Raw genomic sequence first — 14,618 nt, forward strand, 5'->3', positions numbered from 1 at the left:
GACATACTCAAGCGCCAACCGCCGCCTCTCCTCAACGCTGCGCTCGCGTGATGGAACAACCACCGTCATCTCGACACCCTCCCGCCAGCGCCCATCGCCGACTCACAACCAGCCTGAGCCACAGGGCAGATCCCGAATTGGAGTAGCGGATCCTCGGGGTGGGGTGGGCGCTGGGCGGGGTGGGCGCTGGGTGGGGTGGGCGCGACTCCGGGTGGGCGCCGGGCGGGTCTAGCGGGCGGGCCGGGCGGGCCGGGCGGGTCTAGCCTGCGCCCGCCGTGCGGACGGTCCACGCGTACTCGAACGCGGTCTGACGCCACCGCTCATATCGCCCGGACACTCCCCCGTGCCCCGCGCTCATCTCACAGCGCAGCAGCACCGGCCGATCTGCCGAGTTGGCCGACGGGGACACCGCCCGCAGCCTGGCCACCCACTTGGCGGGCTCCACGTACAGCACCCGGGTGTCGTTGAGCGAGGTCACCGCGAGGATGGCCGGATAGTCCTTGGCCTCGATGTTCTCGTACGGGGCGTACGAGGCCATGTAGTCGTAGACCTCCTCGGAGTGCAGCGGATCGCCCCACTCGTCCCACTCGATCACCGTCAGCGGCAGCTCCGGCATGAGGATCGAGGTGAGCGGGTCGACGAACGGCACCACGGCCTGGATGCCCGCGAACAACTCGGGGGCCAGATTCGCGACCGCCCCCATCAGCAGACCGCCCGCGCTTCCGCCCTCGGCGACCAACCGGTCCGGGGCGGTGAGCCCGGAGTCGACCAGGTGTCGCGCACAGTCGACGAAGTCGGTGAAGGTGTTGCGCTTCGTGTGCGTCTTGCCGTTCTCGTACCAGAGCCGGCCCATCTCACCGCCGCCCCGCACGTGCGCCACGGCGAAGGCCATCCCCCGGTCGAGCAGCGAGAGCCTCGCCACCGAGAACGCGGGATCGATGCTGGTCTCGTACGAGCCGTAGCCGTACAGCAGCGTCGGCACCTGCTCGCCGGCATCGACGCGGGCGGCGGTGCCGGTGGACATCACCAGCGAGATCGGCACCCGGGTGCCGTCCGCTGCCGTCGCCCAGTCGCGTCGCTGGACGTAGCCGCTCGGGTCGTACCCGCCGAGCACCTCCTGCTCACGCAGCAGCGTCCGCTCCCCCGAGGCGAGGTCGAGCGAGTAGACCCGGCCCGGCGTGACGAACGAACCGAAGCCGAACCGCAGGACCGGCGAGTCCCACTCCGGGTTGGACCCCGGACCGGAGGTGTACAGCTCCTCGTCGAACTCGACGGGCTCGAACCGCCCGTACGCCTCGACTCCCGCCGTGGACCCCTGCTCGAGCGGCATCAGCGCGAACCGCGGCAGCGCCGCTTCGCGGTACCCCAGCACCAGCACGCGCGCGAAGGCGTCCACGCCCTCCACCCGGACGTCGTCACGGTGGGCCACCAGCGTGCGCAGATCCCGCAGCTCGCCCTCGATCGGACCGACAGGCGCCTCGACCACCTCGTAGTTCGGGGCGCCGTCGTTGTGGGTGATGATGAACCGGTCCTCGCCACCGACGACCGCGTGCTCGACGTCGTACTCGACGCCCTCCTGCCGCGGCCGGACGCACCAGAACTCGCCGGCGGGATCGTTCGAGTCCAGGCACCACACCTCGGTGGTGATCTTGGACCCCGCCGCTATCTGCAGGAACTTTTCGCTGCGTGTCTCGCCGACCCCGATCCAGTAGGACTCGTCGGGCTCGTGGAAGACCTTGTCGTCGTCGTCCCTCGTCGTGCCCAGCCGGTGACGCCACACCGTGTCCGGCCGCCAGGCGTCGTCGACCGTGACGTAGAAGACGTACCGGCCATCGCGGGACCAGGTCACACCGGCGGCGATCCCGGAGATCTCCTCGTCCGGGGCCGTGTAGTCCGGGTCGAGCGAGCGGAAGCGCAGCGTGTACCGCTCGTCGCCCTCCGTATCCGTGGCCCACGCCAGTGCGCGGCCGTCGTGGCTGACCGAGAACGCGCCCAGCGCGAAGTAGTCGTGACCCTCCGCCTCGGAGTTGCCGTCGAGGAGCAACTGCTCACCCGGCAACTCCACGTCCGGGGAGACCTCGGGCGGAACCCAGCCCGCGGCGTCCGACGGGTCGTCGACGAACTGCTGCGGGACCGGGACCCGACAGTGCCTGGCGTACGAGCGGCCCTCCTCGGTGCGCGAGAAGTACCACCAGCCGCTGGCGCGCACGGGAACCGACATGTCGGTCTCCTTGACGCGGGAGCGGATCTCCTCGTAGACCTCGCCCTCCAGGGGCTTGAGGTCGGCGGTCATCGCATCGGTGTAGGCGTTCTCCGCCTCGAGGTACGCACGGGTCGCGGGAGCGTCCTTGTCGCGCAACCATTCGTAGTCGTCGACGAAGACGCGGCCGTGGTGCTCGCGACGGAAAGGACGGCGCTCGGCCTGCGGCGGCGTGGGCGTCTGACCCGTCGCGGTGGCAGTGGCTGCGGTGGCGGTATCGGTGCCGGTCTTGTCGGTGTCGGTCGTCTCGGTGGAGCTCACGCTGCGTCGCCCCCGATCCAGTCGGCGAACGAGCGGCCCGAGATGCGCTCGTAGGCCTCGATGTAGCGCGCCCGCGTCGCGTCCACGACCTCCTGCGGCAGAGCCGGTGGCGGGGTGTCGGCATCGGAGTTCCAGCCCGCCTCCGGGCCCGTCAACCAGTTCCGCACGTACTGCTTGTCGAAGCTCGGTTGCACACGGCCCGGCGAATACTCGTCAGCGGGCCAGTAGCGCGATGAGTCCGGGGTGAGCACCTCGTCGGCCAGGATCAGCTCCCCGTCCGCCAGGCCGAACTCGAACTTGGTGTCCGCCAGCAGCACTCCGCGCTCGGCCGCCATCTCCGCGGCCCGCGCGTAGACGTCCAGCGTCGCCGTACGCAGCTGCTCGGCCAGCTCGGCCCCGACGATCCCGGTGAGCTGATCGAACGAGATGTTCTCGTCGTGATCCCCCACCGCCGCCTTGGTGGCCGGGGTGAAGATCGGCTCGGGCAGTCGGCTGGCCTCGACCAGGCCCCCGGGCAGCTCGATGCCACACACGGTCCCCGACTCCCGGTACTCGGTCATCCCCGACCCGGTCAGGTAACCGCGGGCCACACACTCGGCCGGAACCATGTCGAGTCGACGGACCACCATCGCGCGGCCGAGCACCTCGAGCGGGATGCGCTCGTCGTCCAGCGTCCCGGCCAGGTGGTTGGGCACGTCGAGGGCGTCGAAGAAGTAGGCGCTCATCGCGGTGAGCACGCGGCCCTTGTCCGGGATGGGCGTGCCGAGAACGTGGTCGTAGGCGGAGATGCGGTCGGTGGCCACCAGGAGGAGCGTCTCACCGTCGATCTCGTACAGCTCGCGGACCTTTCCGGAGACGAGATGGCGGTAAGAGGAGAGATCGGGTCGCATGACGGCCAGCGTAGCCGGAGGCCCACGTCCCGAGTCGAGACCGTCGGCCCCCACCCGTGGTTGGTCGGACTCAGCCCAGTCGGGCCTCGAGCCACTCCCCCAACGCCGCGTACGCGTCCTCGGCGCACAAGTCGTTGAACAGCTCGTGGAGGCCGCCCTCGAATTCCCGGTAGGTGATCTCCGGGCGCGGGTCGTGGTCCGAACCGGCGATCTGCGCGAAGCGCCGAGCGCCCGACGGATAGGTGATGGTGTCGGCCGAGCCGTTGAGGATCAGCGTCGGCAACCGCAGTGCCGGCGACCGCTCGATGAACTTGAGGCCGCCGGCGAGCATCGTCCCCGCCGTCACCGCGGGCACGCCCTTGTGGTGGACCAGCGGATCCGAGGTGTAGTCCTCGACGTACTCGGGCACTCGGGAGATGTCGTGCGGGTCGAGCTTCTCCACCGGCAGGAACGGCAGGAGACGAGCGATCACGGGCGCCGCCACGCGCAGCGGTGCCGGGGTCCCCTCCCCCACGACGAGCCCGGGCGAGGAGAGGATGAGGCCCTTGAGGTCCCACGGCCGCCGGAGCGCGGACTCCCCCGCGATCAACCCACCCATCGAATGCCCCATCAGCAACCGGGGCAGGGACTCGGCCCCGCCCCCGTCGGCCGACCGGCTCCACTCCACCACCGCGTCACGCACCGCGAGGTTGTCGCGGATGTGCGTCTCCATCGACACCTTGGCGCGGGGCCCGGGAGCCGTGCCGTGGCCACGCAGATCGTAGGAGGCAACACTGATCCCCCGGTCGGTGAGGAAGCGGATCGTCCGCCCGTACCGGCCGGAGTGCTCGGCGAAGCCGTGCACGAGCAGCAGCAACGCCCGGGGCTGGTCAGCGTGGTGCAGGGTCACCTGCAGGCCGGAGGTGCCGGGGACGGGAACGGGGGTCTGGCGCATGAGCACGAGAGTAGCGCCGGTAGCCCCACCGGCGACGTCGATTGACCGGCCGCCTCAGATCCCGAGCTGGTCCAGGATGAGGCTGCCGGCACCGAGCGGCATCAGAGAGAACGCGATCGGAACGTAGAACTGCTGCATGAACGCCCCCGGGTCGATCCCGACGGCCGAACTGGCCGTGGCGAGCCCGGCCTGGATCATCCCGAACACGTCGTACAGTGCGCCCCCGAGGGAGCCGTCGGGCCTGGTGACCATGAGGTGGTCCTTCCTCGTCACTCGGCGACGGGAGGACCCCGCCGCCTTCGGTGTACAAGGCTTATCGGTCGGGGGGCCCGACGAGTTACGGACCGGCTGTCAGAGGATCGAACCCGGCGTGTAGCCGGCCGCCTCCGGGTGGCGGGCCACGAGCGCCTCGACGCGGGCGGCGACCGCGTCGACCTGGTCGCCGGCGGCGCCGACGAACGCGGCACGATCCGCGAGCGCCTCCTCGAGCGCGGCGCGATCCAGCGGCAGCCGGTCGTCGGCGGCGAGCCGGTCCAGCAGATCGGGTTCGCGGCCCTCCTCGCGCATGGCCAGCGCCACCGCCACCGCGTTCTCCTTGATCGCCTCGTGCGCGACCTCGCGGCCGACCCCGGCGCGCACCGCGGCCATGAGGACCTTGGTGGTGGCGAGGAACGGCAGGTAGCGCTGGAGCTCCTTGTCGATCACGGCCGGGTAGGCGCCGAACTCGTCGAGCACGGTGAGGAACGTCTCGAACATTCCGTCCAGGGCGAAGAACGCATCCGGCAGCGCGACACGACGCACCACGGAGCAGAAGACGTCGCCCTCGTTCCACTGCGCGCCCGCGAGTTCGGCGGCCATGGAGCCGTAACCGCGGAGAACGACCTGCAGACCGTTCACGCGCTCGCAGGAGCGGGTGTTCATCTTGTGCGGCATCGCGGACGAGCCGACCTGGCCGGGCTGGAAGCCCTCGGTGACCAGCTCGTGCCCGGCCATGAGCCGGATGGTCTGCGCCAACGACGACGGGCCGGCGCCGAGCTGCACGAGCGCCGAGACGACCTCGTGGTCCAGCGACCGCGGGTAGACCTGGCCCACCGAATCGAAGGTGCGGGCGAAACCGAGATGCTCGGCGATCCGCCCCTCGAGCTCGGCCAGCTTGGCGGCGTCGCCACCGAGGAGGTCGAGCATGTCCTGCGCCGTGCCCATCGGGCCCTTGATGCCGCGCAGGGGGTACCGCTCGAGCAACGACTCCACGCGCTCCAACGCCACCAGCAGTTCGTCGGCCGCGGAGGCGAAACGCTTGCCCAGCGTGGTGGCCTGCGCGGCGACGTTGTGGCTGCGCCCGGCCATCACGGTGTCGCGGTGGGCGACGGCGTGCTCGGCCAGACGCCGGACCGCGGCGACGCCCCGGTCGCGGACGAGCTCGAGTGACCGCACCACCTGGAGCTGCTCGACGTTCTCGGTGAGGTCCCGGCTCGTCATGCCCTTGTGGATGTGCTCATGGCCGGCGAGGTCGTTGAACTCCTCGATCCGGGCCTTGACGTCGTGCCGGGTGACGCGCTCGCGCTCGGCGATCGAGCCGAGGTCGACGCGGTCGATCACCGCCTCGTAGGCCTCGATCACCCCGTCGGGGACGTCGATGCCCAGGTCGCGTTGTGCGCGCAGCACCGCGATCCACAGCTGCCGCTCGAGCACGATCTTGTGCTCGGCGGACCACAGCGTGGCCAGGTCGGCGCTCGCGTAGCGCGAGGCGAGGACGTTGGAGATGCGGGGCTTGCTGCTCTGGGCGGTCACGCCCCCCAGTATCGCAGCCCGGTCAGGAGATCATCGAGCCGCCGGTGGACCCGGCCAGGATCTCCCGGGCGTTGAGGTAGACCTGCTCCACCGTGAGCGGAGCCTGCGCCAGCAGCCACGGCCGGGTGACGTAGACGATGGCGGTGATGATCTCGGCGGAACCCATGCGCCGACCGTAGCGCTCCGCGGGCGCCGGCGGGGGCCGTACATCACAGCCGCCCGCGGGGCCGGTACCTACGGGGCGAGCACGGCCTCCAGCCGGTCCATCGCCTCGGCGATCTCCTCGGTGCCGCCGGCGAAGCTCAGCCGGACGGTGTGGCCACCGTCGACGGTGTCGAAGTCGACGCCCGGCGTCAACGCGACCCCTGTTCGCTCGAGGACCTCCGCGCACCACGCCACCGAGTCGTCGGTCCAGCGTGAGACGTCGAAGTACGCGTAGAAGGCGCCGTCGGGTGGCGCGATCTCCCCCACGCCCAGCTCGCCCAGTCGGCGCAGGACCAGGTCGCGGTTTCGGGCGTACCGCTGGACGTGGCCGTCCAGCTCGGCGGCAGCGGCTTCGGTGAACGCGGCGACGGCGGCGAACTGGGCATCGGCGGGCGGACAGATGGTGAGATTGCCGATCAGGCGGTCCACGGGGTCGCGCAGGTACTGCGGGAGCAGCATCCAGCCGATCCGCCAGCCGGTCATGGAGAAGTACTTGGACACCGAGCCCATCACCACGGCCTCGCGGCTGGTCTGCCACGCGCTCGCACACCGGCGGCCGTAGGTGACGCCGTGGTAGATCTCATCGCTGACGAGCAGCGTGCCGTGGGCCTCGCACCAGCCCGCGAGGGCCTCGAGTTCGCCCGCGTCGATGATCGTGCCGGTGGGGTTCGCCGGGCTCGCCACGATGAGGCCGGCGGGCGCGTGCCCCAGTTCCGCCGTCACCGCCTCGAGCTGCGCGACCGTGGGTTGGTACCGGGTCTCGTGGCCGCAGGCGATCTCGTGGACCCGGCAGCCCAGGGCCTGGAGGGTGTTGCGGTAGGCGGGGTAGCCGGGGCGTGCCATCACGACGGTGTCGCCGGGGTCGAACGCGGCGAGGAACAGCACGGTGAAGCCGCCGGAGGACCCGGTGGTGACGACGACGTCGTCGGCCGTCACGTCCACCCCGTCCCGCCGCCGGTGGTACCCCGCGATCGCCTCGCGGAGCGGCCGGATACCCAGCGCCTCGGTGTATCCGAGGATCTCGGTGTCCAGGGCGTGGCGGGCGGCGGCGAGCACCGGGCCGGGGGCCGGGGTCGAGGGCTGCCCCGCGCACAGCGAGATGACGTCGCCGTGGGTCTCCTGCCGGCGGGCGGCGGCGGCGAGGACGCTCATGACGTGGAAGGGCTCGACGGCCGAGCGGCGGGAGGGTTCGCGTGCGACGGGCATGCCCCCGACGCTAGCGCGCCGGTCAGACGATCAGCCGGTCAGCCCGAACACCCACACCAACAGCGTCATGGTGACCGCGGTGATGGCGATCAACCCGATCAGGTTGAGCCAGATCCCGCCGCGGATCATCTGGCCGATGGTCACGTATCCCGAGCCGTAGGCGATCGCGTTGGGCGGGGTCGCCACCGGGAGCATGAAGGCGCAGGTGGCGGCGAGCGCGACCGGGACGGCCAGGAACATCGGATCCAGGTCCAGGCCGAGGGCGACGCCACCGGCCACCGGCAGGAACGTGGCGGCGGTGGCGGTGTTGCTCGTCAGCTCGGTGAGGAACAGGACCCCGGCGGCCGCGACGAGCACCAACGCGACGGTCGGCAGCGCGTCCAGCGCCGACGCCTGCTCGCCGATCCACCCGGTGAGCCCGGAACCGGAGAACTGTGCGGACAGTGCCAGTCCGCCGCCGAACAGCAGCAGCACGCCCCACGGCAGGCCCAGCGCGGCGTCCCAGGTGAGCAGCCGCACCCCGCGCTCGGTGCCGGCCGGCAGCAGGAACAGCAGCAGTCCGGCGGTGAGCGCGATCCCGGCGTCCGAGATCGGCGGGTCCTCCCACACCAGCGGCACGGCCACCCAGGCCACGGCCGCCGCGACGAACACCGCCAGGACGCGCCGTTCGCCCGACGAGGTCGGGCCGAGCCTGCGCAGTTCGTCGTCGAACAGTGCCCGACCCCCGGGGATCCGCTCGATCTCGGGACGGAACAGGACCTTGGTGAGGAGGAACCACGTGATCACGAGCATGACCACCGCCAGCGGCAATCCGACCAGCATCCAGCGACCGAAACCCAGGACGATGTCGTGCTCACCCTCCAGATAACCGGCGAGAAGGGTGTTGGGCGGGGTGCCGATGATGGTCGCCAGCGACCCGACCGACGCCGCATAGGCGATGCCCAGCATCAGCGCCGTGCCGAAGTTCGACCGGATCACGGCCTGCTTCACCTGATCGGAACGCGGATCGGACGAGGAGTCCATCCGGGGGATCGCGTCCTCGCCGTCGTTCCCACCGGCTCCGTCGTTCCCACCGGCGCCGCCGTTCCCACCGGAGCCGGCGCCGTCCTTCCCACCGAGCTCGGAAGCGAGCATCAGCACCGACACCCCGATCGGCAGCATCATCACCGCCGTGGCCGTGTTGGACACCCACATGCTCAGGAAGGCGGTGGCGATCATGAACCCGGCGACCACCCGGGTCGACCGGGTGCCCATCGCGCGCACGGTGAGCAGGGCGATCCGCCGGTGCAGGTTCCAGCGCTGCATGGCGATCGCGATGAGGAAGCCGCCCATGAACAGGAAGATGATGTTGTTGCCGTACTCGGCGCCCACGTCGTTGACCGAGACGTCCTCACCCAGGACGGGGAAGACGATGAGCGGCACCAACGCGGTGGCCGGGATGGGGATGCACTCGGTCATCCACCAGATGCCCAGGAGCACGGCGACCGCCGCGGTGAGGCGCGCGTTGTGTTCGAGATCGCCCGGCATGACCAGGTACAGGATCACGGCCGCCACCAGCCCGACGACGGTGCCGATCACACTGCGGACGAACTCGCCCCGCGGCACCGCGGGGTCGAGCTCGCCGGGTGACTTCTGGCCGATCTCCATCCCGCGGTCGGGGTCCGGCTCCAGACCCCGCAGGTGTGGTGCCATCACGATCCTGCGGTCGTCGGTGCCGCCCGCGTCCGTGCCCCCGCCGGTCATGGCCCGCTCCCTCCGCCGGTCACCCCGACGCCTCCCAGCGGGGTGCTCTGGCGCTCACGGTAACCCCGGGACGGCCGCCTCACATCCGATCAGGAGCCGGACGATCCGATCGGGGCGGATCCGAGTGCGCCCGATCCGAGTGACAGCGTTCCGTCCGGGGCGACCTCGAGGCCGAACACCGCCAGTTCCTGCGCCGCGCCGCCATCCGCGGCACCGATCGAGACCACCAGTTCGTGGCGGCCCGGGGCGAGCGGCGCGGCCGGCCGGAGCGTCAGCAGGCGGTCCACCGACGCCCCGGCGCCCACGCTCACCGGGACGGCCGGCAGGTCCCCGGTGCCGGTCACGATCGGCAGTGCGAGCCGTCGCTTGTCCGGGCCGGTGATGGTGGCCCGGACCTCGCCGGAGTAGGCGGTGCCGGTGGAGGCGACCCGTACCGACAGGTCGATCACCTCGTCGTCGTCGTCTGCGTCGGTGTCGTCGTCGACCGGTCGCAGTGCGGCCTGCCCCACCGCGGTGAGGCGGACGGGGAGCGCCACCACCGGATCGGTGGCCCTCGACTCCGACGGGGTCCCGTCCCCGACGACCGGCCAGCCGCCCACCCAGTCCAGCCGATCGAGCATCAGGTAGCGCCGCTGCACGCCGCCCGGCAGCACGGCGCTGCCGCGCGGCGCGGCGTGGTAGAGCATCCAGTCCCGGCCGGCGTCGTCGGTGGCCACGTCCACGTGCCCCGGGCCCACCCAGTCGGCGTCACCGCGCAGGATGACGTCACCGGGAAGGGGCTCGCCCGGCGCCTGCACCAACGGGCGCCCGGTCCTGTCCTCGTACGGCCCGAACAGTCCGTCGGCGCGGCCGCCCAGCACGCGGTACTGCGAGGCCTCCCCGTCGCAGCACAGCCCGGCGCTGGTGAACAGGTGCGTGCGCCCCTCACGGGTGACCACGGCCGGGGCCTCCACGCCGGGGCCGGCGACGAGCACGGGGTCGCCGTCCAGCGCCGTGCCGGTGGCGTTCATCGGCACCGCGTGAATGCCCTCGAAATTCCCCATGAGCATGACCGGGCCCGCGTCGGTGACCACCACCTCGGGGTCCATCGGGTCCAGGTCCTGATACGGCTCCGGGGCGCCGTGGCAGACGATCGGCGCCGGATCGTGCGTCCACGGGCCGTCGACGCCCGGCGCGGTGGCCCGGCCGATACAGGGCGCGGCGCCCCCGGTCGTGTAGTACATGACGGCGCCCGTCGCGGTGAGGTGGACGTCGGGCGCCCACAGGAACGAACCGGGCGGGGCCCACGCGGGCCGGGCGGCGAACGCGTCGCCCACGTACTCCCACTCCACCAGGTCGAAGGACCGGAAGTGCGGGATGAGGCGGGACCCGGCGCCGTCGCCCCAGTCGTCCGAGGTCGCGTGGACGTGGAACGCACCGTCGGCGCCCCGCTGCACGGAGGGGTCGGGGGCGACCGAGGAGATCACCGGGTTGGCCGCCGCCGTCGCCGCGGCGGTCGCCGAGGCGAGAGGGACGACGACGACGAGCGCCGCGGACACGAGAGCACGGGCAGCCGCCGCCGGTTTCATGTGCTGAGGGTAGACCCGTCACGGGGTGTGTGAACCGCGTTCACCGCGTTCGGTCGGGGCGGATGCGGTGCCGGTGGTGGCGACGCGCGGCGCGGGCCGCCTCAGGCCTGCCCGGCGCGCTCAGGCCTGTCCGGCGCGCTCAGGCCTGTCCGGCGCGCTCCTTGCGCAGCAGGAACCGCTGGATCTTGCCCGACGGGGTCTTGGGCAGCTCGCGGACGAAGTGGATCCGGCGCGGGAAGGCGTGGGCGGCGAACTCCGTCTTGACCCACTTCTGCAGGCCGGACTCGGCCTCCGGGCCACCCTCCACGCCGTCGCGCAGGACCACGTACGCCTCGAGGACCTCCCCGGCCAGGTCGTCGGGGACGCCGATGACCGCCGACTCGAGCACGTCCGGGTGCTTGGCCAGGACGGACTCCACGTCGAACGGGCCGATGCGGTACCCGGACATGATGATCACGTCGTCGTCGCGGCTCGAGAAGTAGAAGTGGCCGTCCGCGTCGAGCTTGGCGGCGTCGCCGGTGTAGTACCAGCGCCCGTCCGCGCTGAAGCGCTCGGCGGTCTTCTCCGGGGCCTGGTGGTAGCCGGTGAACCACATGAGGGGGCTGGCGGGGACGTCGATCGCCACGCGGCCCAGCTCGCCGACGGGAGCGGGCTCGTCGGAGTCCGCGGCGAGCACGGTGCACGACCAGCCCGGCAGCGGCACGCCCATGGAGCCCGGGCGCACGTCCTCCCGCAGCGAGTCATGCCACGGGTTGATGATGAACATCCCGTGCTCGGTCTGCCCGTACTGGTCGCGCACCTCGACGCCGAACTGCTCGGTCGACCACTCGATCACCTCGGGGGTGAGCGGCTCACCGGCGGCCGAGGCTCGGCGGAGCGTGACGTCGGCCGGCGCGATGTCCCGCTTGGCCCGCATGGTGCGGTACACCGTCGGCGCGGCCGCGAAGTTGGTGACGTGGAAGTACTGCAGGACCGCGAACGCCAGCTCCGGGCTGTAGCGGGCGTGCAGCAGCAGGCTCCGACGGCCGACCGCCAGTGGGCCGAGGATGCCGTAGTAGAGGCCGTACGCCCAGCCCGGGTCGGCGCCGTTCCAGAACACGTCGTCGGCCCGCACGTCCAGGCCCGTCTCGATGTACTGGTGGAACGCGGCCAGGGCGCGCACCGGCACGACGACGCCCTTCGGGGTGCCGGTGGTGCCGGAGGTGAACAGCATGACCAGGCCGGCGTCCGGGCCGGTGACCGCCGCGGCGAGGCCGGGCTGCTGGGCGGCGGTGATCGCGGCCAGGTCGAGGTCGCCGTCTCGGGCCTCGGGGCAGTCCGCCAGGCCGGCGACGACCACCGGGACGGCGACGCTCTCGAGCTTTCCTCGCTGGTCCGCGTCGGAGACGACCACCTTGGCGTCGCCACCGGTGAGACGCATCTCGATGGCCGGCCACGCGAACGCGGTGAACAGCGGCATGTGGACGGCACCGAGTCGCCAGATCCCCATGAGGGTGAACACCAGGTCCGCGGACTTGGACATCAGCGTGGCCACCCGGTCGCCCTCGCCCACGCCGAGCTCGGCCAGCGCCGCGGCGACCTTCTCGCTCTCGGTCCGCAGCTCACCGTAGGTGATGTCCCGCCCGGACAGGTCGGCGTCGATGACGGTGAAGGCGACCGCCTCGGGGGCGTGGCGGTCGCACAGGAACTCCGCGGCGCTCGCACCGGGGACGTCGTAGATCGCCAGCAACTGCTCCGGCGACAGGGGCGTGGACGCGGTGTTCTCGGTCATACCGCCAGATTGTGTCGCACGTGACCCACGACGCACCAGCAGCACCCACCAACGGGCACCCCCACTATCGGGGCTGGGCGGTCCGTGTGGTGGCGGTGCACTCTAATGGGAGTCGACCGACCCCGGGGACCGCACGGTCCCCCACCCGCACCCGGAGGACCCCCATGGCCGTGGACCGCCTGCTCCCCAGCGACGAGGCGTACGAACTGCTCGAGATGACGCGTTCCGTCGCGGACAAACTCCTCGAGCCGATCGCCGCCGAGCACGAGCGGAACCACACCTACCCCGAGGGCCTGTTCGCCCAGCTCGGCGAGGTCGGGCTGCTGGGCCTGCCCTACCCGGAGGAGTTCGGCGGCGGCGACCAGCCCTACGAGGTGTACCTCCAGGTGTTGGAGGAGCTCGGCGCCCGCTGGGCGGCCGTCGCCGTGGCGACCAGCGTGCACGGCCTGTCCTGCTTCCCGCTGGCCACCGCCGGGACCGACGCGCAGAAGGCCGAGTGGCTGCCGGGCATGCTCGCCGGCGAGCAGATCGGCGCGTACTCGCTGTCCGAGCCGCAGGCCGGGTCGGACGCCGCCGCCCTGCGGTGCCGCGCGGAGCGGGAGGGCGACGGCCCGGGCTCCGTGTTCGTCGTCAATGGCACCAAGTCGTGGATCACCCACGGCGGGATCGCGGACGTCTACAACACCTTCGTCCGCACCGGCGAGGGCTCCCGTGGGATCTCGTGCCTGCTCATTCCGCGCGAGACCGAGGGCCTACACTTCGGCAAGCCCGAGGACAAGATGGGCCTCAACGGCGTCCCCACCACCACCGCCTCGTACGAGGGCGCCCGGGTCGACGCGGACCGCCTGCTCGGCGCGGAGGGCGACGGCCTGCGCATCGCGTTCTCGGCCCTGGACTCCGGCCGCCTCGGGATCGCCGCGGTGGCCACCGGCATCGCCCAGCGCGCCCTCGACGACGCGGTCGCCTATGCCCGCGAGCGCGAGGCGTTCGGCAAGACGATCATCGGCCACCAGGGGCTGGGCTTCCTCCTCGCCGACATGGCCGCCGCGGTGGCCTCGGCCCGCGCCTCCTACCTCGACGCCGCCCGCCGCAAGGACGCCGGCCGCCCGTACTCGCGGGAGGCCTCGATCGCCAAGCTCACCGCCACCGACGCCGCCATGAAGGTGACGACCGACGCGGTGCAGGTCCTGGGCGGTGTGGGTTACACCCGCGAGTTCCCGGTCGAGCGGTACATGCGCGAGGCCAAGATCACCCAGATCTTCGAGGGCACCAACCAGATCCAGCGGCTGGTGATCGCCCGCAGCCTCGCGGGCTGATCGGCTTCCGGCTGCGCCCCGCTCGGCGGCCCTCCGGCTGCGCGCGGCGGCCGTGCCCGCCGGAAATGCCTAGGCTGGGCGGCATGTCCTCCCCTTCCGAGTCCCCCGCCACCGCCGGGTCCCGCGCCACCGTGTCGCCGTCCGGGCCGGCCGAGCTCGTCGTCCTCCTCGACGACGACGCCAACCCGATCGGCACCGCCGACAAGGCCACGGTCCACACCACGGATACGCCGCTCCACCTGGCGTTCTCGTGCCATGTGGTCGACGACGAGGGGCGCGTACTCCTCACTCGGCGAGCTCTGGACAAGCGGACGTGGCCCGGGATCTGGACCAACTCGTTCTGCGGCCACCCCGGCCCGGGCGAGGATCCGGTCGAGGCGATAGTCCGGCGGGCCGAGCAGGAGCTCGGAACCCGAGTGGACTCGATCGAACCCGCGGTACCGGACTTCCGCTATCGGGCCGTCGACGACTCGGGAATCGTCGAGAACGAGATCTGTCCGGTGTTCACCGCCCGCATCCGCGCCGAGGTGAACCCGCGGGCCGACGAGGTGTGCGCGCACCACTGGGCCCGCCCGACGGATGTCCGCACCTCGGTCGACGCCACCCCGTTCGCCTTCAGCCCGTGGTTGGTCGCGCAGGTGCCCCGGATGGAGCTCTACTCGCGCTGATCGCGC

The 14,618-nt window shown here is 71.7% G+C and carries 12 protein-coding genes; 2 read left to right on the forward strand and 10 right to left on the reverse strand.

The window, feature by feature from the left end; genetic code table 11:
- Window positions 1-259 precede the first annotated feature (259 nt).
- From AC3DEV_RS02880 to AC3DEV_RS02925, 10 genes are all read right to left on the reverse strand, one after another.
- The gene (locus tag AC3DEV_RS02880; protein ID WP_488371240.1) at window positions 260-2,521 is read right to left on the reverse strand and encodes a S9 family peptidase; all 2,262 of its coding nucleotides are present in this window, start codon (window positions 2,519-2,521) and stop codon (window positions 260-262) included.
- On the reverse strand, window positions 2,518-3,411 hold the full coding sequence (locus AC3DEV_RS02885) for a phosphoribosylaminoimidazolesuccinocarboxamide synthase (protein ID WP_069389287.1): 894 nt from the start codon (window positions 3,409-3,411) through the stop codon (window positions 2,518-2,520). The genes AC3DEV_RS02880 and AC3DEV_RS02885 overlap by 4 nt, the downstream gene beginning before the upstream one ends.
- Window positions 3,412-3,481: 70 nt before the next feature.
- Entirely contained in the window at window positions 3,482-4,345 is an 864-nt protein-coding gene (locus AC3DEV_RS02890) for an alpha/beta hydrolase (RefSeq protein ID WP_488371241.1), read from the reverse strand.
- 54 nt (window positions 4,346-4,399) lie between these two features.
- A complete protein-coding gene (locus tag AC3DEV_RS02895) occupies window positions 4,400-4,618 on the reverse strand; it encodes a hypothetical protein (RefSeq protein WP_396444175.1) in 219 nt (72 codons plus the stop codon).
- Between the two features lie 78 nt (window positions 4,619-4,696).
- Complete coding sequence (purB, locus tag AC3DEV_RS02900; RefSeq protein WP_488371242.1) at window positions 4,697-6,136, reverse strand: adenylosuccinate lyase; 1,440 nt, start codon at window positions 6,134-6,136, stop codon at window positions 4,697-4,699.
- Between the two features lie 22 nt (window positions 6,137-6,158).
- Complete coding sequence (locus AC3DEV_RS02905; RefSeq protein ID WP_156776009.1) at window positions 6,159-6,302, reverse strand: hypothetical protein; 144 nt, start codon at window positions 6,300-6,302, stop codon at window positions 6,159-6,161.
- 68 nt (window positions 6,303-6,370) lie between these two features.
- A complete protein-coding gene (locus AC3DEV_RS02910) occupies window positions 6,371-7,546 on the reverse strand; it encodes an aminotransferase class I/II-fold pyridoxal phosphate-dependent enzyme (RefSeq protein WP_488371243.1) in 1,176 nt (391 codons plus the stop codon).
- 30 nt (window positions 7,547-7,576) lie between these two features.
- Window positions 7,577-9,289 (reverse strand): SLC13 family permease, encoded by a 1,713-nt coding sequence (locus AC3DEV_RS02915; RefSeq protein WP_488371244.1) that lies wholly within the window; start codon window positions 9,287-9,289, stop codon window positions 7,577-7,579.
- A gap of 89 nt (window positions 9,290-9,378) precedes the next feature.
- Window positions 9,379-10,857: a family 43 glycosylhydrolase gene (locus tag AC3DEV_RS02920; RefSeq protein WP_488371245.1), complete on the reverse strand. Its 1,479-nt coding sequence runs from the start codon at window positions 10,855-10,857 to the stop codon at window positions 9,379-9,381.
- A 139-nt stretch (window positions 10,858-10,996) separates the two neighbouring features.
- On the reverse strand, window positions 10,997-12,628 hold the full coding sequence (locus AC3DEV_RS02925; RefSeq protein ID WP_119191924.1) for an AMP-binding protein: 1,632 nt from the start codon (window positions 12,626-12,628) through the stop codon (window positions 10,997-10,999).
- A gap of 164 nt (window positions 12,629-12,792) precedes the next feature.
- On the opposite strand from AC3DEV_RS02925, the gene AC3DEV_RS02930 reads away from it, so the two are divergent.
- Together AC3DEV_RS02930 and idi are read left to right on the forward strand one after the other, a co-directional pair.
- Window positions 12,793-13,944 (forward strand): acyl-CoA dehydrogenase family protein, encoded by a 1,152-nt coding sequence (locus AC3DEV_RS02930; protein ID WP_119191923.1) that lies wholly within the window; start codon window positions 12,793-12,795, stop codon window positions 13,942-13,944.
- Window positions 13,945-14,027: 83 nt separating this feature from the next.
- A complete protein-coding gene (gene idi, locus AC3DEV_RS02935) occupies window positions 14,028-14,612 on the forward strand; it encodes an isopentenyl-diphosphate Delta-isomerase (RefSeq protein ID WP_488371246.1) in 585 nt (194 codons plus the stop codon).
- The last annotated feature ends 6 nt before the right edge of the window (window positions 14,613-14,618 follow it).

Source organism: Dietzia sp. IBK-p2-15D (assembly GCF_057773105.1).

Bases quoted from the DNA above. Each gene is read 5' to 3' on its own strand.
- AC3DEV_RS02885 (WP_069389287.1), bottom strand. From the start codon at position 3,411: ATGCGACCCGATCTCTCCTCTTACCGCCATCTCGTCTCCGGAAAGGTC.
- AC3DEV_RS02920 (WP_488371245.1), bottom strand. From the start codon at position 10,857: ATGAAACCGGCGGCGGCTGCCCGTGCTCTCGTGTCCGCGGCGCTCGTC.
- AC3DEV_RS02925 (WP_119191924.1), bottom strand. From the start codon at position 12,628: ATGACCGAGAACACCGCGTCCACGCCCCTGTCGCCGGAGCAGTTGCTG.
- AC3DEV_RS02910 (WP_488371243.1), bottom strand. From the start codon at position 7,546: ATGCCCGTCGCACGCGAACCCTCCCGCCGCTCGGCCGTCGAGCCCTTC.
- AC3DEV_RS02930 (WP_119191923.1), top strand. From the start codon at position 12,793: ATGGCCGTGGACCGCCTGCTCCCCAGCGACGAGGCGTACGAACTGCTC.
- idi (WP_488371246.1), top strand. From the start codon at position 14,028: ATGTCCTCCCCTTCCGAGTCCCCCGCCACCGCCGGGTCCCGCGCCACC.
- AC3DEV_RS02890 (WP_488371241.1), bottom strand. From the start codon at position 4,345: ATGCGCCAGACCCCCGTTCCCGTCCCCGGCACCTCCGGCCTGCAGGTG.
- AC3DEV_RS02905 (WP_156776009.1), bottom strand. From the start codon at position 6,302: ATGGGTTCCGCCGAGATCATCACCGCCATCGTCTACGTCACCCGGCCG.
- AC3DEV_RS02915 (WP_488371244.1), bottom strand. From the start codon at position 9,289: ATGACCGGCGGGGGCACGGACGCGGGCGGCACCGACGACCGCAGGATC.